Annotated in this window: 22 protein-coding genes and 1 other annotated feature; of the genes, 5 read left to right on the top strand and 17 right to left on the bottom strand. The window is 65.3% G+C overall.

Features of this window, described 5'->3' with window-relative positions; translation table 11 throughout:
* Nucleotides 1-58 precede the first annotated feature (58 nt).
* Both AC1MLZ_RS02525 and AC1MLZ_RS02520 read right to left on the bottom strand, forming a co-directional pair.
* Nucleotides 59-1,243 (bottom strand): M24 family metallopeptidase, encoded by a 1,185-nt coding sequence (locus AC1MLZ_RS02525; protein ID WP_480960300.1) that lies wholly within the window; start codon nt 1,241-1,243, stop codon nt 59-61.
* Nucleotides 1,240-2,487: an NAD(P)/FAD-dependent oxidoreductase gene (locus AC1MLZ_RS02520; RefSeq protein WP_480960299.1), complete on the bottom strand. Its 1,248-nt coding sequence runs from the start codon at nt 2,485-2,487 to the stop codon at nt 1,240-1,242. Before AC1MLZ_RS02520 ends, AC1MLZ_RS02525 begins: the two co-directional genes overlap by 4 nt.
* Before the next feature lie 77 nt (nt 2,488-2,564).
* On the opposite strand from AC1MLZ_RS02520, the gene AC1MLZ_RS02515 reads away from it, so the two are divergent.
* The 4 genes from AC1MLZ_RS02515 to AC1MLZ_RS02500 are packed head-to-tail and all read left to right on the top strand — an operon-like array spanning nt 2,565 to nt 6,636.
* Nucleotides 2,565-3,479 carry a dihydrodipicolinate synthase family protein gene (locus AC1MLZ_RS02515; RefSeq protein WP_480960298.1) on the top strand — a complete coding sequence of 305 codons (915 nt, stop codon included), beginning with the start codon at nt 2,565-2,567 and terminating at the stop codon, nt 3,477-3,479.
* 12 nt (nt 3,480-3,491) lie between these two features.
* Nucleotides 3,492-4,490, top strand: a complete 999-nt coding sequence (locus AC1MLZ_RS02510; RefSeq protein WP_480960297.1) for a 4-hydroxyproline epimerase — start codon at nt 3,492-3,494, stop codon at nt 4,488-4,490.
* Nucleotides 4,491-4,539: 49 nt separating this feature from the next.
* Nucleotides 4,540-5,193 carry a GntR family transcriptional regulator gene (locus tag AC1MLZ_RS02505; RefSeq protein ID WP_480960296.1) on the top strand — a complete coding sequence of 218 codons (654 nt, stop codon included), beginning with the start codon at nt 4,540-4,542 and terminating at the stop codon, nt 5,191-5,193.
* Between the two features lie 24 nt (nt 5,194-5,217).
* Complete coding sequence (locus AC1MLZ_RS02500) at nt 5,218-6,636, top strand: amino acid permease (protein WP_480960295.1); 1,419 nt, start codon at nt 5,218-5,220, stop codon at nt 6,634-6,636.
* An 84-nt stretch (nt 6,637-6,720) separates the two neighbouring features.
* Here the strand turns inward: AC1MLZ_RS02500 and AC1MLZ_RS02495 are convergent, their stop codons facing one another.
* The 8 genes from AC1MLZ_RS02495 to AC1MLZ_RS02460 form a co-directional block, all read right to left on the bottom strand.
* Complete coding sequence (locus tag AC1MLZ_RS02495) at nt 6,721-7,137, bottom strand: response regulator transcription factor (RefSeq protein ID WP_480960294.1); 417 nt, start codon at nt 7,135-7,137, stop codon at nt 6,721-6,723.
* An 81-nt stretch (nt 7,138-7,218) separates the two neighbouring features.
* Nucleotides 7,219-7,851 (bottom strand): response regulator transcription factor, encoded by a 633-nt coding sequence (locus AC1MLZ_RS02490; RefSeq protein ID WP_480960293.1) that lies wholly within the window; start codon nt 7,849-7,851, stop codon nt 7,219-7,221.
* Entirely contained in the window at nt 7,844-9,439 is a 1,596-nt protein-coding gene (locus tag AC1MLZ_RS02485; protein ID WP_480960292.1) for a PAS domain-containing sensor histidine kinase, read from the bottom strand. The genes AC1MLZ_RS02490 and AC1MLZ_RS02485 overlap by 8 nt, the downstream gene beginning before the upstream one ends.
* A 262-nt stretch (nt 9,440-9,701) precedes the next feature.
* Complete coding sequence (locus AC1MLZ_RS02480; RefSeq protein WP_480960291.1) at nt 9,702-10,520, bottom strand: universal stress protein; 819 nt, start codon at nt 10,518-10,520, stop codon at nt 9,702-9,704.
* 264 nt (nt 10,521-10,784) lie between these two features.
* Complete coding sequence (locus tag AC1MLZ_RS02475; RefSeq protein ID WP_480960290.1) at nt 10,785-11,915, bottom strand: endo-1,4-beta-xylanase; 1,131 nt, start codon at nt 11,913-11,915, stop codon at nt 10,785-10,787.
* 324 nt (nt 11,916-12,239) lie between these two features.
* Nucleotides 12,240-14,555, bottom strand: coding sequence for an adenosylcobalamin-dependent ribonucleoside-diphosphate reductase (locus AC1MLZ_RS02470; protein WP_480960289.1), 2,316 nt, complete (start codon nt 14,553-14,555; stop codon nt 12,240-12,242).
* Between the two features lie 873 nt (nt 14,556-15,428).
* A complete protein-coding gene (gene lexA / locus AC1MLZ_RS02465; RefSeq protein ID WP_480960288.1) occupies nt 15,429-16,100 on the bottom strand; it encodes a transcriptional repressor LexA in 672 nt (223 codons plus the stop codon).
* 68 nt (nt 16,101-16,168) lie between these two features.
* Nucleotides 16,169-17,350: a molybdopterin molybdotransferase MoeA gene (locus AC1MLZ_RS02460; RefSeq protein ID WP_480960287.1), complete on the bottom strand. Its 1,182-nt coding sequence runs from the start codon at nt 17,348-17,350 to the stop codon at nt 16,169-16,171.
* Nucleotides 17,351-17,658: 308 nt separating this feature from the next.
* Nucleotides 17,659-17,714 (top strand) — a sequence feature (sul1 is cis-regulatory element that is thought to sense ions involved in sulfur or methionine metabolism; They are found in Alphaproteobacteria).
* Nucleotides 17,715-17,782: 68 nt separating this feature from the next.
* On the opposite strand from AC1MLZ_RS02460, the gene AC1MLZ_RS02455 reads away from it, so the two are divergent.
* Nucleotides 17,783-19,267: a SulP family inorganic anion transporter gene (locus AC1MLZ_RS02455; RefSeq protein WP_480960286.1), complete on the top strand. Its 1,485-nt coding sequence runs from the start codon at nt 17,783-17,785 to the stop codon at nt 19,265-19,267.
* Nucleotides 19,268-19,289: 22 nt separating this feature from the next.
* Here the strand turns inward: AC1MLZ_RS02455 and AC1MLZ_RS02450 are convergent, their stop codons facing one another.
* The 7 genes from AC1MLZ_RS02450 to AC1MLZ_RS02420 form a co-directional block, all read right to left on the bottom strand.
* Entirely contained in the window at nt 19,290-19,628 is a 339-nt protein-coding gene (locus AC1MLZ_RS02450) for a hypothetical protein (RefSeq protein ID WP_480960285.1), read from the bottom strand.
* 11 nt (nt 19,629-19,639) lie between these two features.
* The gene (locus AC1MLZ_RS02445) at nt 19,640-21,085 is read right to left on the bottom strand and encodes a L,D-transpeptidase family protein (RefSeq protein ID WP_480961454.1); all 1,446 of its coding nucleotides are present in this window, start codon (nt 21,083-21,085) and stop codon (nt 19,640-19,642) included.
* A gap of 158 nt (nt 21,086-21,243) precedes the next feature.
* Nucleotides 21,244-22,059: a TrmH family RNA methyltransferase gene (locus tag AC1MLZ_RS02440; RefSeq protein ID WP_480960284.1), complete on the bottom strand. Its 816-nt coding sequence runs from the start codon at nt 22,057-22,059 to the stop codon at nt 21,244-21,246.
* A 126-nt stretch (nt 22,060-22,185) separates the two neighbouring features.
* Nucleotides 22,186-22,461, bottom strand: coding sequence for an HPr family phosphocarrier protein (locus tag AC1MLZ_RS02435; RefSeq protein WP_480960283.1), 276 nt, complete (start codon nt 22,459-22,461; stop codon nt 22,186-22,188).
* A complete protein-coding gene (locus AC1MLZ_RS02430; RefSeq protein ID WP_480960282.1) occupies nt 22,458-22,865 on the bottom strand; it encodes a PTS sugar transporter subunit IIA in 408 nt (135 codons plus the stop codon). Before AC1MLZ_RS02430 ends, AC1MLZ_RS02435 begins: the two co-directional genes overlap by 4 nt.
* Before the next feature lie 15 nt (nt 22,866-22,880).
* Entirely contained in the window at nt 22,881-23,795 is a 915-nt protein-coding gene (gene rapZ / locus AC1MLZ_RS02425; protein ID WP_480960281.1) for an RNase adapter RapZ, read from the bottom strand.
* Between the two features lie 10 nt (nt 23,796-23,805).
* Entirely contained in the window at nt 23,806-24,174 is a 369-nt protein-coding gene (locus AC1MLZ_RS02420) for an HPr kinase/phosphorylase (RefSeq protein WP_480960280.1), read from the bottom strand.
* Between the last annotated feature and the right edge of the window lie 61 nt (nt 24,175-24,235).

Genomic DNA, 24,235 nt, shown 5'->3' with positions numbered 1-24,235 from the left:
CACGCCCGTGGCTACACGCTGCCGGCGCGCGGTGTTCGATGGGAAGGGTGAGGACGCCTTAACCGAACGGCCGGTCGATCGACGGCTGCGGCTCGGTGAACCACTCGGCACCCGTCTCGGTGACGTGGAAATGATCCTCCAGCCGGATCCCGAACCGGTCGGGCACCACGATCATCGGTTCGTTGGAAAAGCACATTCCGGGCGCCAGCGGCGTTTGATCGCCGCGGACCAGATAGGCGGGCTCGTGGATCGATAGGCCGATGCCGTGGCCGGTACGGTGCGGTAATCCGGGCAGCCGGTAATCGGGACCAAGCCCCGCCTTCTCCAGCACCGCGCGCGCCGCGGCGTCTACGCTCTCGCACGATACGCCGGGACGGACGGAGGCGAAGGCGGCCGCCTGTGCCTCGTGCTCTACGTCCCAGATCGCGCGCTCTTCGTCGCCCACTTTGCCGAACGCGTAGGTGCGGGTGATGTCCGAATGATAGCCGTCCACTCGACAGCCGGTATCGATCAGGACCAACTGGTCCTCCTCCAGCCGCTGGTCGCCGGGAAGACCGTGCGGGAAGGCGGTGGCGAGGCCGAACTGGACCGCGCAGAAATAGGATCCGCTCGATCCCAGCGCGCGATGCGCCGCGTCGATGAAGCGGATCACCTCGCTGGCGGCGATGCCGGGCGTCAGGATCCGCGCGGCGCGGCGGTGGACCTCGATCGTCATCGCCTTGGCTTGCGAGAGCAGCGCCAGCTCGGCCGCGCTCTTGATCATCCGGCATCCGTCGATCACGCTCGCGCCATTGCCGAGCGAGAGCCTACCGACGCTGCCGAGCGCCGCGGCCACGCCGTAGGGCAGCAGCGGATCGAGCAGTAGCCGAGCGCCAGGCTTCAGCGCGTCGGCGACCAGGGCTGCCGGGTTTTCGTCCTCTTCCCAAAGTCGCAACTCGGCGGGGATCGCCAGCGCCGCTTCGAGCGAACCCTGTTCGAACCGCGGGCAGATCATTACGGGATCGCCCGCGACGGGCACCAGCAGCGCTACCAGCCGCTCGGTCGCGCCCCAGGGTATGCCGGCGAAATAGAGCAGGCTGTCGCCCGCACCGATCAGCAGTGCATCGGCGCCTGCCGCCGCGATAAGCGCGCGCACCTTGTCGACGCGAGCCAGTCGCTCGTCGCTGGTGATCCGCGGTGCGGGGGTGGACCAAGGTGCCAGCATCGCCAGCTGTTCGGCCGCGGTGGATCCGCCGATGGTCATTGAGAACTTCCTTTGGTGGCAAAGCGGGACAGCGAAAAGGCAGCGATCGGCACCGGCGGCGCGGTCTCGGTGACCAGCGCGGCGACGATCTGCGCGGTGATCGGCGCCAGCGTCAGGCCGAGATGCTGATGCCCGAACGCGTAGAACAGATTGGCGTCGGTGGTCGAGCGTCCGATTGCGGGCAGATAATCGGGCAGGGTGGGGCGCGATCCCATCCAACGGCTGTATGGACCGGCGATCGGTAGTCCCAGTTCGGCAACGTGCCGCTCCAACCGCGCCCATTTGCGCGGATCGGCGGGCGTATCCGGATCGCCCAGCTCGACGAAGCTCGCCACCTGTACGGTGTCGGCATAGCGCGTCACGATCATCGAACGGTCTTCGAAAACCAGGGGCGGCAGGTCGGTTGGCCAGCGATCCGCCCCTGCACGGATAGGCGCCCGGAGATGATAGCCGCGCTCGGCGATCATCGGCACGGTGTAGCCGAGCGGCTCCAACAGCGTCCGCGACCGGATACCCGCCGTCACGAGTACCATATCGGCGTGATGACCGACGACGTCGATCCGGCTCCCGTTCCGCTCCAGCCGGGCCGGTGCCCGGACGATAAGGCCACCGCGGGCGGTCAGTGCAGCCTCCAGCGCGGTCGCAAGTCGACCGAGATCCGCGATCTGTCCGCTCCCCGTGAACCGGACCGCACCTCCAACGGACCGCGTAATTCCGCCGAGCTGCTGTAACAGCACGTCATCAGCGTCGTCGATTCGAGCGGTACCGATCGCGGTCCGTGCCCATTTTGCTCGCCCGGCGGCGGCGGTCGCGGCGCTTTCCCACAGGACGACATGCCCGTCGCGCCGGAGCAGGTCCTCGTCGTCGATCGCGCGGACCATATCCTGCCAGGCCGGCATCGCGGCGGCGACAAGCGGGGTCAGAGCCGACGTTCCCGCAGCGAACCGTGCGGTCGTCGAGGCTGCGATGAGCCGTGCTGCGAACGGCAGCCAGCGGAATGCCATCGACGGCGGTAGTGCCAACGCGCCGCCCATCGAGAACAGCCGGCGCGGGACCGACTTGAGGGCGGCGGGCGACGATAGCGGTTCGACCTGTTCGACGGCGATATGCCCGGCATTGCCCCATGACGCGGCGCGGCGCTCCGGATCGCTATCGAACAGGGTTACGGCATGGCCCTTGTCGAGCAGTGCGATCGCGCTGCTCAATCCGATTATACCGCCGCCAACGATTGCGATCGACCGCACTCTATTCTCCTGTTGCACTGCGATAATATTTTCGTATACAGTATATATATAAGCAATCGTAGAAAGGTCGAGAACGAATGTCTGTCGAATGGAAGGGCGTTTTTCCAGCGGTGACGACGCAGATTCGTGAAGATCTGTCGATCGATCTGGCCGATACGCAGCGGGTCGTCGATGATCTGATCCGCGACGGCGTGACGGGTGTGATCGCCCTCGGCACGGTCGGGGAGAACAACTCGTTCGAGTTCGACGAGAAGGTCGAGGTGCTCACCGCAATCGTCGAGGCGGTTGCCGGGCGGGTGCCGGTCATCACTGGCGTGTCCGAGTACGACACGCGTCGCGCCTTGCGGTACGCGCAGGCCGCGGAAAAGGTCGGCGCGGACGGCCTGATGCTGTTGCCGCCGATGGTCTACGTGCCAAAGGCGCACGAGTTGGTCGAGCATTTCAAGGGTGTCGCGAACGGCGTCGGCCTGCCGATCATGCTCTACAACAACCCGCCGGCCTATCGTACGCAGATCGACAACGAGGTGCTGGCGGCGTTGGTCGACGTGAAGAACATCGTGGCCGTGAAGGAATCGGCGCCCGATACGCGCCGCTTCTCCGATGTCGTCGCCGCGTTCGGCGATCGTTACGTGCTGTTCGCCGGGCTCGACGACGTGGCGCTCGAAGGGCTGTACCTCGGTGCGCAGGGCTGGGTTTCGGGCCTGACCAACGCGTTCCCGCGAGAATCGGTCGAGCTGGTCAACGCGTTCCAGCGTGGCGATCATGCCAAGGCGATGGAGATCTATCGCTGGTTCATGCCGCTGCTGCATCTCGACGCGGAGCATGATCTGGTCCAGTCGATCAAGCTTGCCGAGCAGGTCATGGGCCGCGGTTCGGAGCGGGTCCTGCCGCCGCGCTACCCGCTGGTCGGTGCGCGTCGTGCCGAGGTGATCGCAATGGTCGAAAAGGCAGCCGCTACCCGACCAAACCTCGCCCACGCCGCCGCCGCCTGATAGTCACAGCCGATGCGTCATACCTTCTTCTGCATCGACGGCCATACTGCCGGTAACCCCGTCCGTCTCGTAGTGGGCGGGGCCCCCCTGCTGAAGGGGGCGTCGATGTCGGAACGGCGCCAGGACTTCATGGCGCGGTTCGATTGGATCCGGACCGGTCTATGTTTCGAGCCGCGGGGCCACGACATGATGTCGGGCGGGTTCCTGTATCCGCCGACCCGGCCCGATACCGATATCGGCATCCTGTTCATCGAGACCAGCGGTTGCCTGCCGATGTGCGGCCACGGCACCATCGGCATGGTCACGTTCGGCCTCGAACACGGCCTGATCCAGCCCGCCGAACCGGGCAAGTTGCGGATCGAGGTGCCTGCCGGGGTGATCGACGTCGCGTACGAAACGCAAGGGGACAAGGTGACCGCGGTGCGGATCACCAACGTGCCCGCCTATGTTGCGGCGCGGAATATCAGGATCGACGTGGCAGGGATCGGCCCGCTGTCGATCGACGTCGCTTACGGCGGCAATTACTATGCGATCATCGAGCCGCAGGGCAATTACACCGGGCTGGACGATCTTGGCGCGGCGCGCCTGATCGAACTCAGCGGTCGGGTTCGCGAGGCGGTGCGCGGCGTCTTCGAGCCGGTACATCCGCTCGATCCGACCATCCGTGGCGTCAGTCATGTGTTGTGGGCGGACAAGCCCCGCGGAGATGGCGCCGACGGCCGTAACGCAGTGTTCTACGGCGACAAGGCGATCGATCGCTCGCCCTGTGGCACCGGCACTTCGGCCCGGCTCGCGCATCTTGCCGATAGCGGCCGGCTTTCGGTCGGAGATCGCTTCGTCCACGAAAGCTATATCGGCAGCCGGTTCATCGGCCGGGTCGAGGCGGAGACGATGCTGGGCGACACGCCGGCGATCATACCCTCGATCGAGGGATCGGCGGTCGCGACGGGATTTAATACGATCTGGATTGATCGTAGCGACACGTTCTGGGAAGGTTTCCAAGTCACGTGAGCCGACACCGTCGTTTCGGCCACGTTCCTCGCATTGGAGCTTCCAGCTGATGGCCATCGTCGTCCGCACGTTGTCAGAACAAGTCTTCGAAATCGTTCGCGAGCAGATCGTGACCGGAAAGCTGGTCGGCAATGCACCGATCCGTCAGGATGCGCTTGCCAGCGAATTGGGGGTCAGCAAAATCCCGCTTCGGGAGGCGCTCGCCCGGCTCGAGCAGGAGGGGTTGCTCACCAGCTACGCCAATCGCGGCTATGCCGTTCGGCCGATGTCCGCGGACGAGGCCGACGATATCTTCGCCCTGCGGCTGAGCATCGAGCCGAACGCGGCGGCCTATGCGTCGACCGTCGCCACAGAGAGCGACCATGCGATTGCAAAGGCGGCGTTCGAGGAACTCGACAGCGCCGCCGGCGAACGGCTCGCCGAAGTGGCCATCGCCAATCGTGTCTTCCACACCGCGCTGGTGCGGCCGGGCCGACGCCTGCTCACGACCCAGACGGTCGAGCGGCTCGCGATCCTCGCCGAACGCTATGTCGTCGCGCATCTTCAGCCCGCCGGGCGTGAGGACCGCGCGCACCTCGAACACCGTCAACTCCTCGACACCTGGCTGGCGCGGGACGAGGCCCGGCTGACGATTCTGCTGGCCAGCCACATCCGATCGACGCTGCTCGACCTGCGCGGCCAGTTCGCGTCCAGTTCCGTCTAAAATCAACTTTAAGAGGGTGCGTACATGTTTGGACCGCGGAAACCGTTCGGCACGCCTGCGCATCTTCAACACCACAGCTTGGCCAAGACGCTCAGCTGGCCGCATCTGATCGCGCTGGGTGTCGGCGCGATCGTCGGCACCGGCATCTATACGCTGGTGGGCGTGGGTGCGGAACGCGCTGGCCCTGCGGTGATACTTGCCTTCATCGTGTGCGGCGTAGTGTGCGGTTGCGCAGCACTCGCCTATACCGAGATGGCCACGCTGATCCCCGCGGCCGGCAGCGCCTATACCTTCAGTTACACGGCGCTCGGCGAAACCGTCGCCTGGGTCGTCGGGTGGAGCCTGATCCTCGAATATTCGCTGGCCTGTTCGACGGTCGCCGTCGGCTGGTCGGGATATCTGGTCGGCTGGATCCAGGCGGCGGGCATCCACCTGCCGGCGGCACTGCTCGTCGGACCACATGGCGGCGGGCTGATCAACCTGCCGGCGGTGCTCGTGTCGCTCGCGGTGATGGGCATGCTCATCCTGGGTACGCGGCAGAGTGCCACGCTGAACATCGTGCTCGTCGTCATCAAGCTCGTCGCGCTGACGATCTTCGTCATCTATGCGCTGCCCGCGTTCAAGAGCGACAATCTGCATCCGTTCATGCCCTACGGTTTCGGTTCGACCGAGGTCGACGGCCACAAGCGCGGGGTGATGGCGGCAGCGGCGATCGTGTTCTTCGCCTTCTATGGCTTCGACGCCGTCGCGACCTCTGCCGAGGAAACCAAGAACCCAAAGCGCGACCTGACGATCGGTATCATCGGGTCGATGCTGATATGCACCGTCATCTACATGGCGGTGGCGATCACCGCGATCGGTGCCCTGCCGTTCACGCAGCTCGCCAATTCGCCCGAGCCGCTCGCGCTCGTGCTGCGCCAGCTCAGCCAGCCATTTGCCGCGCAGTTGATCGCGCTCGCCGCGGTCATTGCGTTGCCTTCGGTGATCCTGGTGATGATGTACGGTCAAAGCCGCATCTTCTTCGTGATGGCGCGCGACGGCCTGTTGCCGCGGCGTCTCGCCACCGTCAGCCCGCGGTCGGGCGGTCCGACGATGATCACCCTCCTCACCGGGTTGACGATCGCCGCGGTCGCGGGCTTCTTTCGCCTCGACGAAATCGCCGAGCTGGCGAATGCGGGCACCTTGATCGCGTTCATTTCGGTCGGGGTCTGCCTGATCGTCCTCCGTCGGACCGCGCCGGATATGCCCAGGCTGTTTCGCTGCCCGGCCGCCTATCTGGTCGGCGCCTTGACCGTGGGGGGATGTCTCTACCTGCTCGCGAGCCTGCCGACATCGACGCTGGTGCGCTTCGTGATCTGGAATGTCGTCGGGTTGGCGATCTACTTCGCCTATGGGCGCCGCAGGAGCGATGCAGCGAGGCAAGCGACGTCGATCGCGGTCTGATTCCGAACGTCCATGCCCTCTACCGCTACGCCAACATCGACGCGGGCTAACCAGGTAGGCGCGACGCGATCGGCGTACTGCATCCTACCAACCGGACCAGCCGCGGTCGATCGAAGCGGCGATCGCGGCGAGGAGGGGGGCATCGCCGGTGGCGCGGTCGAGGATGCGGTCACCGTGGCGTTCGGCGGCGTGGACCAGCACCGGCAGGGGGATGCCGCCATCGAGCAGGACCGCCTTGCCCCGCCAGCCGGAGGCACGCATTGCGTGAAGCGTGTCCATGCCGCTGCCGCCAATTCCTTCGATATCGACGACGATGCACGGAATATCGCGCGAGCGGGGATCGGCAAGCAGCGCCGCGCCGGTCGCGTAGGAGCGCACGTCGTAGCGTTCGGACAGCAGCATGATCTGGCGCGCGCGGCGGATCGCAGGATCGCCGCCGACCAGCGAAACGCCGATGCCATCATGGGGCGGGGCAGGAGAATGCGGGGGGCGGTCGGTCATCGGGCGGTCATCGGGCGGTCCTTGTATCGACCTTGGATGACACGCGCGCACTCTCGCGTCTGTACGTAGAAGGCGAGGGTGTCAGGCTGGCTCGGCGGTTTCGCCCAACCCTGCCGCGAACGCGATGCGCAGGACGTCCGACAAGCTGCGGGCGGCCAGCTTTTCCATCAGGTTTGCGCGGTGGACTTCGACGGTGCGGGTGGCGATGTCGAGGTCATAGGCGATCAGCTTGTTCGGGCGGCCACGCACCATGCCGTCAAGGACGTCACGTTCGCGCGGGGTGAGCGCGGCGAGGCGGACGACGGCATCGGCGGCGACGAGGTGCTCGCGCTCGGACCGCGCGGCGTGCGCCAGCGCGATGTCGATTGCCGCGAGCAACGCGCTGCGCTCGAAGGGCTTTTCGAGGAACTCGATCGCGCCTGCCTTGATCGCGCGGACCGCGAGGGTGACGTCGCCGTGGCCCGTCAGCATGATCACGGGCAGCGCGATCCCGGTATGCGCGAGTCGGGCCTGTACCGCGAACCCGTCGAGATCGGGCATCCGGACATCGAGCAGCACACAGCCACGCGTCTCGCGCGTGACGGCCGCGAGGAACTGCGTACCTGCGGGATAGGTCTCGACCGCATAGCCCGCCTTGCGCAACAGGAAGCCGACCGACTGGCGGATCGCCTCGTCGTCGTCGACGATATGCACCGTGCGCCCTGGTTCAGTCATGGGGGCGGCTGTCGTGGGGGGTGTCGGTCATGGGTATCCCTGGTTCCGGTAGGACGGCGAGCGGCACGGTGAAGTGGAACGCGGTGCCGCCGCTCGCCACGCCGTCCGCCCAGATCCTCCCGCCATGCGTCTCGACGATGGTCCGGCAGATCGACAGGCCAAGGCCCATGCCGTCCTCCTTGGTGGTCGCGAAGGCCTCGAACAGGCGCGCGCGCACTTCGGTGTCGATGCCTGAGCCCGTGTCCGCGACGGTGATCTGCATCCAGCCCTCCCGCTCGGGCGCGGTGGCGATCGACAATGTTCGGAGGGGCGATGCTGCCATCGATTGGATCGCGTTGCGGATGAGGTTCACCAGCACCTGCTGGATCTGGATGCGATCGACGCGGACCATGATCGAGCCGGGCGACAGGCTGTTGACGATCGTTATCCCGGCTTCGTGCGCGCCAAGCAAGCCAAGGCTGGTCGCTTCCTCGATGAGCAGGTCGAGTCGTTCGTCGCGGAACGCGGTATCGCCGCCATCGACGAATGCGCGCAGACGGCGGACGATCGTGCCCGCTCGCAGCGATTGCGCGGCAGCCAGGTCCAGCGCTTCTGCAATGTCGGCCAATATCGGATCGTCGCTGTCGTCGATCATCGCCCGCGTCGCCTCGAGGTAATTGGCGATCGCGGTCAGCGGCTGGTTGATCTCGTGCGCCAGCGTCGACGCCATCGTCCCCATCGCGCTGATCCGGGAGACGTGGATGAGTTCGGACTGGAGTTCCTGGACGCGGCGTTCGGTCGCGTGGCGGTTGGTCAGGTCTCGGATGAAGCCGGTGAAGATGCGCTCCCCCGCGATCGACGCTTCGCCTACTGCCAGTTCGATCGGGAACGTCTCGCCCCCTTTACGCATCGCGCGTTCGAGGCGGACGTTGCCGATCACGTGGCGCTCGCCGATGTGGCGGTACTTCCGCAGGTGCGCGTCGTGGTCGCGTGCTTCCACCCGCGGCATCAGCATCGCGACGTTCTGGCCGATGACTTCGCTCGCCGCATAGCCGAAGACCAGTTCGGCCGCGGCGCTGAACGACGCGACGATGCCGTTCTCGTTCATCACGATCATCGCGTCGGGGACGGTGTTGAGGATCGAACGGAGGTGGTGTTCGCGTCGGACGATCGCCGCCTCTGCCGCTTTTTCGTGCGTGATGTCGCGGATGACCTTGCCGAACCCGCGCAGCGCGCCGGCATCGTCGTGAAGCGCGGTGATCGTGACGTGGGCGAGGAACTCGGACCCGTCCTTGCGGACCCGCCAGCTTTCTTCCTCGATCCGGCCGTCGCAGTGTGCGCGGGCGAGGTCGCCTTCGGGTTTGCCGGCGGCGATGTCGTCGGCGGGATAGAAGATCGCGAAATCGCGGCCGATGATCTCCGCCTCGGCCCAGCCCTTGATCCGTTCTGCGCCGCGGTTCCAGATCGTCACGCGGCCGCGGGGATCGAGCATGTAGATGGCATAGGTGGTCGCGCCGTCGATCAGCAGCCCCAGCTCCTCCGCCAGCGCCGCATCGCCGCGCGCGACAGCCTGGGATTCGGTATCGTGCGAAGACTGCGACGCGATCATGCGGGCGGTGCGGTTGCTCGGCGAGCGCAGAGGCAAGTCATTGAGACGCGGGCCTTGTTCAACGAACGGCTCTGATACGTCGGAAGTCGAGGTCTCGACCTCCGCCATCGGAACATGACCCATGTTAAGCGATAAATCCGCGATATGCTAATAGCCCTTCAACAACGATGATTGCCGACAAGATCGTCCCGCCGACGAATAGTCTTGGGTTCGTAGAGAAGAACAGTCCGGGATATTTGGATGGCGCAGTGGCGGACATGATCTAGTGCGATAGCAATGTGCAGCGCCGGTCGCGCAACAGCAGGTCGCGGGTGACGCCACCGAACGCCCATTCGCGGATCCGGCTGTGGCCATAGGCACCGGCAACGAGGAGATCGGCCTCGAGATCATCCGCGATCCCGGCGAGCGTGTCGATGCTGGAGCGCTTCATCCGCGCGACGATCTTGTCCGCATCGACGCCGTGACGCGCGAGCCAAGCCGTGATGTCGTCGATCGGCTTGCGCGCATCGATCGCGTCGATGGCGACTTCGACGATCACGACGCGGTCGGCGGCCTGGAGCATCGGCAACGCATCGCTGATCGCACGGCGGCATTCGCGCGTATCGGTCCACGCGACCATGACAGTCTCGAACGTCGCGGTGGCGGCGCCGTCGGGAACGACCAGCACGGGGCGGCCTGCGCGCAGGATGAGGTCACCGGTGTCGGCATGCGTCGCGAGGTCGGCGAACCCGGGGCCTGCGCTGGTGATGACGAGATCGGCGGAGCGCGCATTCTCCGCGACGACATGCGCGATGTTGGCGAGTGTCGGGATCGATCGCCATTCGAGCGCATGATGCGCGAGCCGTTCGTGCGCGTGGAACTCGGTCTTGGCGCGGGCGAGTTCGTCGGCGACGATATCGCGCTCGATCACCGCATATTCGCCGCCGAGATAGCCGTCGCACGTGCCGATCGGCACCGGCTGGCACACGGCGATGCCGATCACCGCAGCGTCGTACTGGTCGGCGAGCGTCGCGGCGACGTCGAGCAACGCCGCGTTGGCGCGGCCGCCGTCGAGATGCACCATCAAGGTCGAATAGGTCATGCGCGGTCTCCCTCTTTCGGAGACCATTCGGCGTTATGGTGGGGGCGGGAAAGTATCGGGAACTACGCATAAGCGCCGCATGTGCGTAGTTCCCGACGCTGTCCGCGATCAGTCGCAGCGATAATTTGCGGTCATCGCCGGGCATATCGGCCTCACCGCGAACAACGGCGTCGTCACGTTGGGCGGCCGATCAAGCGCGCAAGGACCGCCGCAGGACCGCCGCCTCGTCGAACCGTTCACCGGCGTCGCTTCAATTGCCGTCGTTCAAGCGCGTGTGGGCCCGCGCGGTTTGGCTGCGAGGAAGGCAGCTGCGATCGCATCGCGCATCGGCTTGGGTGCGAACGCCGCGTCGTAGGGCAGGGGGCGCTTGGGCAATCCATCCGGGCGCGACCGCAACGCCTGCAGCCAGCTGTACCGGTCGCTTAATCCCCAGCACATCACTGTGCGGCATTGCGGGTAGGACAACATCAGATCGAGATAGGCGCGGGTATGCGCCGCCACTTCACGATCACGCGGGCCGATCGCACTCGGCAGGGGATTGTCATGGACGTCGAGTTCGGTGACGAGCAGGTCCAAGCCCATTCCCGTGACGTCGTCGAGGAACCGGCGCCACGCAGTCTCGTCCAACGCGCCGAGACCGGTCGGTGCCTCGCTATATTTGCTTCCAAGGTGACTCTGGACCCCAAGGGCGGTGACGGGGGTACCGCGTTTCAAGAGCCGTTCCAGCAGTCGCAGCACGGCATCGCGATGTCGGCCGTTGTCCGACTGCCAACTCATATAGTCGTTATAGACGAGTTGCGCGCGTGGCGCCGCCGTTCTTGCAGTCCGGAAGGCCAGCTCGATCGTCGTCTCGGCGCCTAAATGTCTCGACAATGCCGTTTCGCGCAACAGGCCGGTGTCTGGGTCGATGGCCTCGTTCACGACGTCGAAGCTATCTACGGTCGCTGCATAGCGCCTGGTGACGGTATCGATATGGGCGATCAAAAGCCGATGGGCTTCGGCACGGGGGTTTGGACCATAATCATGCGTTCGTGTCCATTCCGGCATCCAACGTTCGGTCTGCCAGAGCAGTGTATGCCCGCGAACGCCCAGGCCTGTCTCACGTGCCCATGCAACCAGGGCATCCGCTGCACGGAAGTCGAAGCTGCGGGCGTCGGGCCGTAGCGCGCTCCATTTCATTTCGTTTTCAGGCACGATCAAATTGCATTGTGCCGCATTCAAGCGGCGATAGGCCAAGTCCGCGAAATTCGAGCCGCCAAGCGTGCTGCCGAAACGAATATTTTTTGCTCGGGCGAGCGCGGCCAGTGACGGTGGGGATTTGGCGCCCAGACCCGTGAACCCCGGGATCAGCGCGAGCGCTGCCCCGCCCGTCATTATCGTCCGACGATCAATCACAAATGCCGCCTCTCATCGCCATCCCCGCTCGTTCGCAATGACCGAGCCATGGATTGACGGATTTCCATGACAGAATATCCGTCTTGATCCGGCAATCCTCTATCATATCCAGATGTTGGCAAGCCATTTCGCATCATGAAAGCGACAACGTCGTCAGCCGTCAACCGGTCTCATGCTTGCAAGACGCGATCGCCCGGCCACTCACGGCCGGACTCGGGAGTGGGGATGCATGAAGCTGGTCGAGGCAACGAAGAACCGTCAAACGACGGAGCAAGGCACTATCGGTTTCGGACTTCCACAGATTGTGCCTTGCTCATCAACCGCTTACCCGCATTTGCTGTACCCGCATTGGTAGCAGGTCAGGCATCCCTCCAGCATATGCGCGGTATGGCGCTTGCAGCTCGGGCATTGTTCGCCGGTTGCGTCCAGCGCGAGTGCGGGCTCGGGCTCCGAATGCTGGCGCAGGATGCGGCCGATCAGGGCGATCAGGCTGGGTGCGTAGCTACCCTTGGTTTCGTGATCCAGGCGAACGAGCGCGCCGCCCTTGGGCGAATGGACGCGTTCCAGCTCCTCGAACAGGAAAGTGGCATCGCCGCGGCGGCACGCTGCCGACAGCGTCCGGGTGAGCGCCGCCATCGTCTCGAAATTCTCAACCGAGCTGGTCGAGATGAAGATCTCGAACGGCACGCGGCGGCCATCGGGATGCACATAATCGTTGATCGTGAGGTAGTAATTCTCGCCGTCGATCGGCCACTTGATCTTCACCGTCTTGCCGCTCAGCACCTGCGGGCGGGTCAGCACGTCGGATGCGGTGACAGAGGGCGGCGCGACGACCGGCTCAGGCTCGGCAGTGTCGCTCTTCACCGACAGCACGGAGCCGCGAATGCCGCTCGGGCGATAGGTCGTGCAGCCCTTCATGCCCTCGCGGTACGCGGTCAGATAGACCTCGCGGAACGCTTCGTACGGCATGTCGGCAGGGCAGTTGATGGTCTTCGAAATCGCCGCGTCGACCCATGCCTGCGCGGCGGCGGCGACGGCGATGTGATCGTCCACCGACAGTTCGAGCGCGGTGACCATATAGTCGGGCAGGGCTGCGGCAGGATCGAAGCCCGGCATCCGGCTATACAAATACCAGCCGTAATCCTGCACCTCGAAGCGCTCGAGCGTCTGGTCGGTCGCGGTCTGTTCGATCACGACGGCGCGATCGTAATGCCAGCTGAAGGTCGGCTCGACGCCCGAGCTGACGTTACCGTAGAAGATCGATGTCGTCCCGGTCGGCGCGAGCGTTAGCAGCACGCCGTTGCGGATACCGTAAGTGCGGATGTCCGCGACGAGGTCGACCGGCAGCTTGGTCAGGAACGGTGCGCGCGCGAATGCTTCGGTGTCGTAGGCAGGGAAGGTGCCACGCTCCCGTGCCAGCGCCACCGACGTCCGATAGGCCTCGATCGCGATCGCCTTGCCGATCTCCTCGACCAGCGTTGTCGCCGCGCGGCCATAGCGCACCCGCATCTGCTGCAGCAGATTGCCGAGGCCGGTATAGCCGAGACCGATGCGACGCTTGGCGAGCGCTTCGGCGCGCTGTTCCGGCGTCGGGAAGGGCGAGGTGTCGAGGACATTGTCCAGGAACCGCACGCCGACCTGCACTGCGCTACGCAGCCGGTCCCAGTCAACCGCCGCTTCGGGCGTGAACGGGTGCAGTACCATGTTGGCAAGGTTCACATGGCCGAGATCGCAGTCGCCATTGGGCGGCAGGGGCTGCTCGCCGCAGGGATTGGTCGCGGCGATCGTCTCGCAATAGTTGAGGTTGTTCAGCCGGTTGACGCGGTCGATGAAGATCACGCCGGGCTCGGCATAGTCATAGGTCGTGCGCGTGATCAGGTCGAACAGCTCGGCGGCGGGCAGCCGGCGATAGACGTACCACGGCCGCCCGTCCTTCTCGCCGACCGCGACATGCTCGCCGTCCGCGCGCGGCACGTGGAAGCCCAGGTCCCAGTCCGCGCCGGCCTCCAGTGCCGCCATGAAGTCGTCCGTCACGGTTACCGACACGTTGAAGTTCTTCAAGAAATCCTTGCGCGTCTTGGCGGAGATAAACGCCAACACGTCGGGGTGCCAGACCGGCAGCACGCCCATCATCGCGCCGCGCCGAGAGCCGCTCGACCGGATCGTGACGCACATCCCGTCCCACATCGCCATGAACGGGATCACGCCCGACGAGATCGATCCGGTCCGGCCGACGACCGCGCCGTCCGGGCGCAACGTACCGAAATCCATGCCGATGCCGCCGCCCTGCTGCTGCGTGAACGCTGCGACGTTCAGTGCCGGCATGATCCCGACACCGGGTAGGCCGGGTTCGCTGTCCATCGAATCCTGGATCGTCGGCGAGACGAAGCAGTTGATCCATGTCACGCGTTTGGTCGTGCCTGCGCCTGCGAAGATGCGTCCGCCCGGTACCCAGTCGCGGGCTTCGAGCGCGCCAAGCGCCTTGGCGGCCTGCGCCGCATCGTCGTTCGCATAGACGCCGCCGACGACTCGCGCGAACGTATCGGACGGCGTTGCCTCGCTACCGTGGCGGTATTTCTCGCGCCAGATATGGACGGTGACGGGCTGGTCGAGCGGGCCCATTGCGGTATCGGAAGTCATCGGGCGAACCTTAAGTCATTGTACGGGCCAGCGTTCGACATACCCAATCTCGGGACGGAAATGGCCTCTTCCAATCTATGGGTTTGAAATCCGGAAAGCGCAACATGCAGTGTGTGAAGCGGTACATTCATGCCATAGGTTGATGATTGCTCGGGCAGGCGCGTGGTGCGCATCGCGATGCTCCGATCGCGATGAAAGGTTCGATGCTATTTTTCCTGGCGTACCCAAAGCCCCCCTTTGGTTCGCTCTCGCGTGGGCATGACCGACAGGCCCCGAGCAGGCGAACTTGTCGAGCCTGTGTCTGGCGAACCGGGTGATGAAACTGGATTGAAGGATGCCTCGGCACGGTGAGGCATCAATCGCACATCCCTTCTTTTGCCAACGCCATTGGCGAACCGCTCTGCATGCTTCTTCAAGCACAAGGTATCACCCGCCTTAAGCGGCGGCCTTGGTGCTGTTCGCTAGACTTGCCGTCCGTGACTCTGACAGCGCCATCGTCAACACAATCCTCGGCATGGGCGACAACCGGGAAACGCGTAGCTCCATCAACCGGCGAATTGTCTGCTTTAGGCGCGCCACCTTGTACAACCCGCTTTTGCAGACGCAAAATCGCCGAGGTTCGTTACGGAATGAGCGCGACTGCAAACCGATCGTTAGACGGCGTTGCTCCGATCCAGAGGACGAGCATCTTAGTCGAGTGTCGATGCTACGCACTGATAACATCCCGCACTACCGGTTATGACGACTGGAGCAACGCTCCGGCCTTTGTCGGGGCCTACGCGAACGGCCGTCACTACCGGTCGCTTTGGCATCCACATCGGCTTTTCATCCGCCGCACCGCCTTGATGTCAAACGCGTCTCGATACCCGCTACTCAGTCGTAGCGGCGGAGAATGCCGGAGAGCTTGCCCTGCACGCGGACTTGGGCGGGGGCATAGCGTTGGGGGTCATAGGCGCGATTGGCAGGGTCGAGGCGTACCATGGCGCCTTCGCGGCGGAAGTATTTGAGCGTGGCTTCGCTGTCCTCGATCAAAGCGACGACGATCTCGCCATCACGAGCGGTCTCGGTACGGCGGATCAGGGCGTAGTCGCCGTCGAGGATGCCGGCCTCGACCATCGAGTCACCGGAGACTTCGAGCGCGTAATGCTCGCCCGTGCCGAGGAGCGCGGCGGGGACGGCGAGCATCGTGCTGCCTTCGAAGGCCTCGATCGGGACGCCGGCAGCGATGCGGCCGTGGAGAGGTATCTCCACGACGTCGTTCGCCGGGTGCGGTACGGCGGCGGACGCGGGTTTTACATTCGATGCCTTCGCCTGCGCCTTCTTTTCCGCACGCTCAGGCATCCGCAACACTTCGAGCGCGCGGGCGCGGTTCGGCAAGCGGCGGATGAAGTTGCGCTCCTCAAGCGCGCTGATCAGGCGATGGACGCCCGACTTCGATTTGAGGTCGAGCGCGTCCTTCATCTCCTCGAACGACGGCGAGACGCCGGTTTCGTTGAGGCGATCGTTGATGAAGCAGACGAGTTCGTGCTGCTTGCGCGTGAGCATGGCGGTTCTCCGTCCGGAACAGACGAGGAACTTCTATGGAACATAATTAACGCCGTCAAGCGTCCGTATCACGCGATAACGAGGATTTCCGCCGATTCGCCGGCCAATGCGATCGGAGCGCTGCCGGGGCGAACGATCAGACAGGTCGACCGGGCCAAGGTCAGCAGCATCGAGCTGTCCTGTATCGTGGACGCATAGGCCTTGCCGTCTTTGAGTTCGGCGCGGAGATAATCGGTGCGGGCGTTGTTCGCAGGCAGGTCTTCGCCGAGCAGCGCGTGCGTCGTCTGCGGTAGCGGATCGCGTGCGCCGGCCATGTGCGCGACGACGGGCTTGACGAACAAGATAGCGGTGACGAACGCCGAGACCGGGTTGCCGGGCAGGCCTAGCACCATCATTCCGCCGATCCGGCCGGCCATCATCGGCTTGCCGGGGCGAAGCGCGATGCGCCAGAAATCGATGGTACCGCCGGCCGCTTCGATCGCCGGGCGGACGAGGTCGTGATCGCCGACCGATGCACCGCCGGTGGTGACGAGCAGGTCGGCCTGGACGCTGGCGAAGGCGTTGCGCAGGACGTCGAGGTTGTCGGGGAGGATGCCGAGGTCGATGACGTCGACGGGCATGTCGGCCAGCATCGCGGCGAGCATGATGCCGTTCGATTCAGGGAGCGCGATGCCGTCGGTGATCGAGCCGGGGGGGACGAGTTCGTCGCCGGTCGCGGCAACTGCAACGCGCACGCGGCGGTTGACGGCGAGGCTGCCGTGCCCGCCGGTCGCTGCGACTGCGATGCGCGCGGGGCTGAGGCGGTCGCCGGCGGCGATCAGGCGAGTTCCGGTGGAGAAGTCGAGTCCCTTGCGGCGCGTGTTGCGGCCGAACGTCGTCGGGCCTTCGCCGGCGAGGATCAGGGCTTCGCCGTCCCGTTCGGCTTCTTCCTGGACCATCACCGTGTCGGAGCCTTCGGGCATCGCCGCGCCGGTGAAGATGCGGGTGGCTTCTCCAGCGGCGACCTGGCCGGCGAAGGGGCGACCGGCGGCGCTTTCGCCGATGACTTTCCAAGGGCCGGGGAGGTCGGCGTAACGGATCGCGTAGCCGTCCATTGCCGAGAGGTCGGCGGCGGGTTGGGTGCGGCGCGCGAGGATATCCTGCGCGGCCCACCGGCCTGCGGCGTCGCGCAAGCCGACGGTCTCGCTACCGACGCGGGGGGCCATTGTGAAGAGGCGGGTCTGGGCTTCGGCGACGGGGACTAGGGTCATGCTTTTAGCTCTGATATTGCGCGATGTTCCTGCCGGAAGTGCAGGAAGTTCACACGCTGGGAGACATTTCGGTGGGGGCGGTTCTGGCGATCGAGGTTTGGAACGGTCTCGTCCGGCAGAAGGTCCGGCAGGAGCGCGTTAGTTTGGGGCATGCCTGGCGCTTTGCCATGGGCTGGGGGTGTAGGACAAATGTTGTTGGCCCCGCAGACGCAACCTCTTCATCCTGACTTTCGCGAGGATGCCGGGCTGGGGTAACGGGCAACAGGTTGCGCTGCGATATGCTACTCGGTATCAAGCCGAGCATTCGCCCTGGACCCGGTGCAATTCCGGGTGGCTATTCCGGCCGCCGATCCGCCGGACAACGCAACGACGTCTTCAAAGTGAACCGCTCGCGCAATTGTGGCGGTTCGTGCGTCCTATGCGGATACATCCATGACATCTTCAGCAATCTCTCGTTACCGCACCGAATGGTTCAGCGGCCAAGCCGCCGCGCGCCGCGACGTTCTCGCCGGCATGGTCGGCACCTTCGCGCTTATCCCCGAGGTCATCGCCTTCTCGTTCGTGGCCGGCATCGATCCCGAAGTCGGCCTGTTCGCCTCGTTCGTGATCGGCATCGTCATTGCGTTTGCCGGCGGGCGGCCCGCGATGATCTCGGGCGCGGCAGGCTCGGTCGCGCTGGTCGCCGCCGCCCTCGTTCACGCGCACGGACTTCAGTATCTCCTGGTCGCGACGATGCTCGCAGGGCTGCTCCAGATCGCATTCGGGCTCGCCAAGCTCGACGTGCTGATGCGGTTCGTCTCGCGCTCGGTCCGCACCGGATTCGTCAATGCGCTCGCGATCCTGATCTTCTCTGCGCAGGTGCCGCAGATGGTCGGGATCAGCTGGCAGGCATATGCGATGATCGCGGGTGGCCTTGCGATCATCTATCTCGTCCCGCGCATATCGACCGCGGTTCCATCGCCGCTGATCTGCATCGTCGTGCTGACGGCAATCGCGATGTGGTTTCCGATGCCGCTAAAGATGGTTGGCGATCTCGGGCGGTTGCCATCGTCGTTGCCGTCGCTGGGGTTCCCCGACGTGCCGTTTACCTGGGAAACGCTACGGATCGTCGCGCCCTATGCGCTGGCGATGGCATCCGTGGGGCTGCTCGAGTCGATGATGACGGCCAGCGTGGTCGACGAACTGACTGAGACGACCAGCTCGAAAGCGCGCGAGTGCACCGGGCTTGGCCTCGCCAACATCGCCGCGGGCGCGTTCGGTGGCATCGCCGGTTGCGGCATGATCGGCCAGACCGTCGGCAACGTGCGCTATGGCGGTCGCGGGCGGCTGTCGACGATGGTGGCGGGCGTGTTCCTGCTGGTGGTGATGGTGCCGCTCAGGCCATGGGTTGCGCAGGTGCCGGTCGCGGCGCTGGTCGCGATCATGATCATGGTGTCGATCAGCACCTTCTCCTGGAGCTCGATCCGCGACGTGGTGCGCTATCCCAAGGTGTCGAGCGTGGTGATGGTCGCGACGGTCGTCGTCACGGTCGCGACGCATGACCTGTCGCTGGGCGTCGGCGTCGGGGTATTGCTGAGCGGGGTGTTCTTCGCCTGGAAGGTCGGTCGAGTGATGGACATCGCTACCGAACATGACGTCGCAAGCGACACGCGTATCTACCGGGTCCGTGGGCAGATATTCTTCGCGAGTGCCGATGTGTTCACCGAGAAATTCGACCTGCGCGACACGGCTCGCGTCATCCGGATCGACCTAGCCGGTGCGCATCTGTGGGACGTGACGGCAGTCGGTGCGCTTGAGGACGTGGTCGCCAAGCTGCGTCGCAACGGCAGGATCGTCGAAGTCATCGGGCTCAACCGCGCGAGCGAGAGGCTCGTCGATCGTCACGCGCCCGACGTATCGGATCCGGTCGGGGAATGACCTCCGGCCGGATCCGCTCACCTCACTGCTGAGGCGCGTCCTCGTTCTCGGTCGGCGCTTCGTCGCGCGTCACGCGTGACGTCATGCCGGTGGCGTCGGCATCGTCGAGCATCTGCTCGTCCGGCGCGATCGGCTTTTCCCGTGGCGGTTCGACGACAACCGGGGCAGGCGGTGGAGCCTCGACGGGAGCGGCTTCGACCGGAGCCGGCGCTGCCGCTTCGGATTCGGTCACACCAGCGTCTTCGACCATGTTTGTGTCGGTTGGCGGCTGCTCTGGCTCGGAGCGCGAGCAACCGGCCAACACCATGGCGGCGAGCAGGCCGCCGGCGATGGCGGTTCGGGTACGGATGGAGATCGTCATGGAAAATCCTCTCAGCGAGCGGCGATCGTCTGGCGCGCGGTGCGTGCCTCGATCTTGGAGGCGAGGATGCCGTCCCAGTCATAGGGATCGGCGCGGAAGTTCATCTGGCCGTTGCCGCTGGCAAACGCGGTCCAGTAGAGCAGGTAGACCGACACCGGCTTCACGAGGCGTGCGCGGACCGTGTCGCCCTTGGCCACCGCAGCGTCGACCATCTCTGGCGTCCAGGCCGGATCGCCCTTGAGCAACAGATCGGCAAGTTCGGCAGGCTTTTCAAGGCGTACGCAGCCATGGCTCGAAAGCCGACTGAAGCTTGCGAACTTCGCGCGGCTCGGCGTGTCGTGGAGATACACCGAATAGTCGTTCAGGAAATCGAACTTGAACCGGCCAAGCGCGCTCTGGTCGCCAGCCTGCTGCTGCAGCCGCTTGCCGTCGATCACCTTGAAGCCGTTGCGCCTCAGATAGCCTGGATTGGCCTTTTCCTTCGGCCACAGTTCCTTCGTCGCGATCGAAGTCGGCACGTTCCAGGGCGGGTTGATCACGATGCTGTGGATCGTCGACGACAGCATCGGCGTCTCGTCGCCCGGACGCCCGGTAACTGCGCGCATCGACTGCACGGGCGTATCTCCGTCGAACACGGTCAGCACCGCCGCGGCGATGTTCACCTGGATACGATCGCGCGGCAGATCCTGCGGCAGCCAGCGCCAGCGCTCCATGTTCGCCATGATCTGGCGCACACGGTCGGTCGCCGACACGTTGAGCGCAGCGAGTGTCTGCGTCGAGACGATGCCGCTGGGGTTCAGGCCATAGCGCCGTTGCGCGCGACGCACCGCGTCGACCAGCGCGGAATCGAACGTGTCGCCGCTGGTCGAGACGTCCTTGTCCTCGACCGCGAGACGCTTCCGCAGCGCGATCACCCGAGGGCCGGTCGCACCGATCGTGAAATCCGGGCCGGACGCGAGTGGCGTCCAGCCACCTGCAGCGGCGATCGATCGGTAATTCTGGAGGCCCTTACGCAGGCCGTCATAGCCGGCATAAGGGGGCGGCAGCGACGCGAACCACGCTGCGATACGATCGAGCCGGACCGCGTCGGCGAACCCCGGGGTCGGATCATAGGCGGGCGGGCGCAGGCCCCAATCCTTCTGGAAATCGGCACCGCTGAGCCGGCCGGCATGCACGGCGCGCGCGTGATCGAGCGCGGCACGGACCAGTTCGTCCTTGCCTGGCGCGCTGGTCGACGCGGTGGCGGCGGACTTCAGGCCCTGCGCGACGATGTCGCCATTGAGCAGTCTGTCGAGCAAGGCGGCCTGCGTGTCGCTCAGCGGCGGTACGGTGATCACGGGCGGCGCCAGCGTCGTGGTCGGCATTGCAGAGGGCATCGTCGGTACGACCGGAGGTGGCGTAACCTGTTGCGCGAACAGCGGGGTCGCCATCAGTATCGGCGTGGCAGCAATCGCCATCACCGACCGGATCGCGCCGTTCGTCACTCGTCCATCATTGAAACCGCGGGCCATATTCGTCCTGTCTAACCGTACTCCGTCGACGCTTTCGCACGACGTAGCTCTCCCTTAGCTGAACCGGACTCGCTAAGCATCGCCAATCGGGCAAAATTAACGGTTCACGCTGGGCGCGCGGTTTTCTCCTGCCGGGCAAGCACTTCATAGGCCATTACCGCGGTCGCGACCGCAGCGTTGAGGCTGTCCGCCTTACCGAGCATCGGGATCTTCACGAGCACGTCGCACGCCTCGGCCATTTCGGGCGGCATGCCCTGCGCTTCGTTGCCGGTGAGCAGGAAGGCCGGGCTCGTATAGGTCGCCGCACGGTACTCCGTGTCGGTGTCCAGGCTCAGGCCGACGAGTTGACCCGGGCCGGCGCGCAGCCAAGCCTGAAACGGCTCCCACTCCGTCTTCACCACCGGAATCGTGAACAACGCGCCCATGCTCGCGCGGACCGCCTCGACCGAGAAGGGATCGACCGACTCACCGATCAGGATGAGGCCGCCCGCGCCGACCGCATCGCCCGTTCGCAGGATCGTGCCGAGATTGCCGGGATCGCGCAGGCGTTCTGCGACCAGCCAGATGCCGGAGGTGGTGCGATCAAGGTCCTCGAGCGTCGCGTCGAACTCGTCGAACACGCCGACGACCGCCTGCGGGTTGTCCTTGCCTGACAGCTTCGAGAGAATATCCGGCGTGGTCTGGATGGACTCGCCGCCGGCTTCCTCGACGTCCATCGACAGCGCGTGGACCAACGGATGGTTCGCGCTTGCCGCTGCGTAGAACAGCGTGCGGGGCAGGCGACCGGTCTCCCGCGCTTCGGTGAGGATGCGCAGGCCCTCGGCGAGGAACTGCTTGGCCGCACGCCGATGTCGCTTGTCGCGCAGGTCGCGGACGTACTTGATCAGCGGGTTCGAAAAGGCGGTAATCTCGCGGGGCATTCTTGTCCTCCCCTCCCGTATGCGGGAGGGGCCGGGGGTGGGCTCCCGGCCTCAGCAAATGATTCGATTATGGTGAGCGCGCGCCCACCCCCAACCCCTCCCGCCTGCGGGAGGGGAGCAATTACGTCAATCCTCGCCGAACTTCGCCTCGACCAGTTCAGCGAGCGCCGCGACCGTATGCTCCGCGCCGTCGCCGCTCGCGCTGATCGTGATCGCATCGCCCATCGCCGCGCCCAGCATCATCAGCCCCATGATCGACGTGCCTGTGACATGGTCCGACCCGTCCTTGGTCACGCTGACCTCGACCGGGTGCGACGATGCGAGCGTCACGAACTTTGCGCTGGCGCGGGCGTGAAGCCCCCGACGATTGGTTATCTGGACGGTGCGTGAGACCCCGCTCACGCCGCGGCCTCGCCGAGAACCTCGGACGCAACCGAGATATATTTACGACCGGCTTCCCGCGCCGCCGCAACCGCCGCAACGACGGTCATGGACTTTCGCGCCGATCCCAGACGGATGAGCATCGGCAGGTTCATCCCCGCGATCACTTCGATTCGTCCGCGCTCCATCAGCGAGATGGCGAGATTGGAGGGGGTGCCGCCGAACAAGTCGGTCAGCACGATCACGCCGCGTCCCGCATCGACGTCCTGAATCGCCGCGGCGATATCGGCGCGCCGGCTCTCCATATCGTCGTCGGGACCGATCGCGATCGTCGCGACGCGCTCCTGCGGACCGACGACATGGATCATCGCGCGAACGAATTCCTCGGCCAGCCGACCGTGCGTTACCAGAACAAGGCCGATCATGTCAGCGTTTCATACTCATAAGACGACCGGTGATCCTTCGAGCGCATCCTGCGGTGCGGCCCCGAGGTCGCGGTGACCGATACTGGGCGAAAATCCCGCTTCGCGCAACCGTCGCGCCACCCGCTCGGCGACGTGGACCGACCGGTGTCTCCCTCCGGTACACCCGAACGCGACCGTTACATAGGACTTGCCTTCCGCCCGGTACCGCGGAAGCAACAGCATCAGGAGCTCTTCGATCCGACTCACCGCGGCCTCGTAGGCGGGATCGTCCATGATGTAGGCGGATACGTCGGCGTCGAGCCCGGTGCCGGGGCGCAACTCGGGGTCCCAGTGCGGATTCCGGAGAAAGCGCATGTCGAACACGAGGTCGGCGTTGCGAGGCAGGCCGCGGGCAAACCCGAACGAGCGGATCGTCAGGGTCGGCTCGCCGAGTTCCCCGCCGGCAAAGCTCGCGCGGATCTGCTGTGCGAGTTCGTTGGCGGCCATGTCGGTGGTGTCGATCAGGCGGTTTGCCCAGTCGCGAAGCGGCGCAAGCAACTCGCGTTCGCGGCCGATGCCGTCGTTCGCGGGCCGATCGAGCGCGAGCGGATGGCGGCGGCGAGTCTCGGAATAGCGACGTTCGAGTTCGGCGCCCGAGCAGTCGAGGAACAACATCCCGATCTCGAGCCCATGACGGTCGCGCAGGTCCCGAATGCGGCTGACGATCCGGTCGGGATCGAAGTCGCGCGTCCGGGCGCCGATGCCGATCGCAAGACGCTGCGAATCGTTCGGCGACCCCTGGGGAAGCGGCGCGTCGAGCAGCCGGTCGAGAAGCAGTAGCGGAAGGTTGTCGACCACCTCCCACCCAAGATCCTCGAGCGTCTTGAGGACGGTGGACTTGCCCGCCCCCGACATGCCGGTGACGAGCAGGATGTCCTTTGGCCGAGTCATGCTGAACGCGTCATTCTGAAGGCTCCGGATTGCGCAATGCGAGTTCGACCTTGATCGGGGCGGAGGCGTGGAACGGGTCTACCGCGAATTGGCGGACGTCGATGCCGGCAATCTTCCGCACGCGGCGCTCGGGCATGCGTTCGATCGCGCCGTCGACGCGTACGAGCAAGCTTACAGGGACGTCATCGACGTGCGGCATCGCGAGGATGCCGATCCCGCGGACTTCGATGCGCCCGGCAATCGCCGCCGGTGCGCGGGCTAGCAGGGTTTTGCCGGACCGCGTGACCAGCGTCTGATCGTCACTGACGAGCGTGGCGCCGCGGTCTATCAGGCGCAGCGCGAGGTCGGACTTGCCTGATCCCGAGGCGCCTTCGATCATGACCGCCAAACCGTCGATCGAAACCGTCGTGGCATGAAGCCTGTCTGAGGAGATCTCGACC

It is taken from the genome of Sphingomonas sp. PEI4 (genome assembly GCF_056679955.1).
The sequence above is the reverse complement of the archived record's forward strand: the minus strand, read 5'-3'. Positions and strand labels throughout refer to the sequence as shown.

Coding starts and splice junctions, on each gene's coding strand:
- AC1MLZ_RS02525 (WP_480960300.1), bottom strand. CDS start 1,243: ATGACCATCGGCGGATCCACCGCGGCCGAACAGCTGGCGATGCTGGCA.
- AC1MLZ_RS02515 (WP_480960298.1), top strand. CDS start 2,565: ATGTCTGTCGAATGGAAGGGCGTTTTTCCAGCGGTGACGACGCAGATT.
- AC1MLZ_RS02510 (WP_480960297.1), top strand. CDS start 3,492: ATGCGTCATACCTTCTTCTGCATCGACGGCCATACTGCCGGTAACCCC.
- AC1MLZ_RS02505 (WP_480960296.1), top strand. CDS start 4,540: ATGGCCATCGTCGTCCGCACGTTGTCAGAACAAGTCTTCGAAATCGTT.
- AC1MLZ_RS02500 (WP_480960295.1), top strand. CDS start 5,218: ATGTTTGGACCGCGGAAACCGTTCGGCACGCCTGCGCATCTTCAACAC.
- AC1MLZ_RS02495 (WP_480960294.1), bottom strand. CDS start 7,137: ATGACCGACCGCCCCCCGCATTCTCCTGCCCCGCCCCATGATGGCATC.
- AC1MLZ_RS02490 (WP_480960293.1), bottom strand. CDS start 7,851: ATGACTGAACCAGGGCGCACGGTGCATATCGTCGACGACGACGAGGCG.
- AC1MLZ_RS02485 (WP_480960292.1), bottom strand. CDS start 9,439: ATGATCGCGTCGCAGTCTTCGCACGATACCGAATCCCAGGCTGTCGCG.
- AC1MLZ_RS02480 (WP_480960291.1), bottom strand. CDS start 10,520: ATGACCTATTCGACCTTGATGGTGCATCTCGACGGCGGCCGCGCCAAC.
- AC1MLZ_RS02470 (WP_480960289.1), bottom strand. CDS start 14,555: ATGACTTCCGATACCGCAATGGGCCCGCTCGACCAGCCCGTCACCGTC.
- lexA (WP_480960288.1), bottom strand. CDS start 16,100: ATGCTCACGCGCAAGCAGCACGAACTCGTCTGCTTCATCAACGATCGC.
- AC1MLZ_RS02460 (WP_480960287.1), bottom strand. CDS start 17,350: ATGACCCTAGTCCCCGTCGCCGAAGCCCAGACCCGCCTCTTCACAATG.
- AC1MLZ_RS02455 (WP_480960286.1), top strand. CDS start 17,783: ATGACATCTTCAGCAATCTCTCGTTACCGCACCGAATGGTTCAGCGGC.
- AC1MLZ_RS02450 (WP_480960285.1), bottom strand. CDS start 19,628: ATGACGATCTCCATCCGTACCCGAACCGCCATCGCCGGCGGCCTGCTC.
- AC1MLZ_RS02445 (WP_480961454.1), bottom strand. CDS start 21,085: ATGGCGATTGCTGCCACGCCGATACTGATGGCGACCCCGCTGTTCGCG.
- AC1MLZ_RS02440 (WP_480960284.1), bottom strand. CDS start 22,059: ATGCCCCGCGAGATTACCGCCTTTTCGAACCCGCTGATCAAGTACGTC.
- AC1MLZ_RS02430 (WP_480960282.1), bottom strand. CDS start 22,865: ATGATCGGCCTTGTTCTGGTAACGCACGGTCGGCTGGCCGAGGAATTC.
- rapZ (WP_480960281.1), bottom strand. CDS start 23,795: ATGACTCGGCCAAAGGACATCCTGCTCGTCACCGGCATGTCGGGGGCG.
- AC1MLZ_RS02420 (WP_480960280.1), bottom strand. CDS start 24,174: ATGATCGAAGGCGCCTCGGGATCAGGCAAGTCCGACCTCGCGCTGCGC.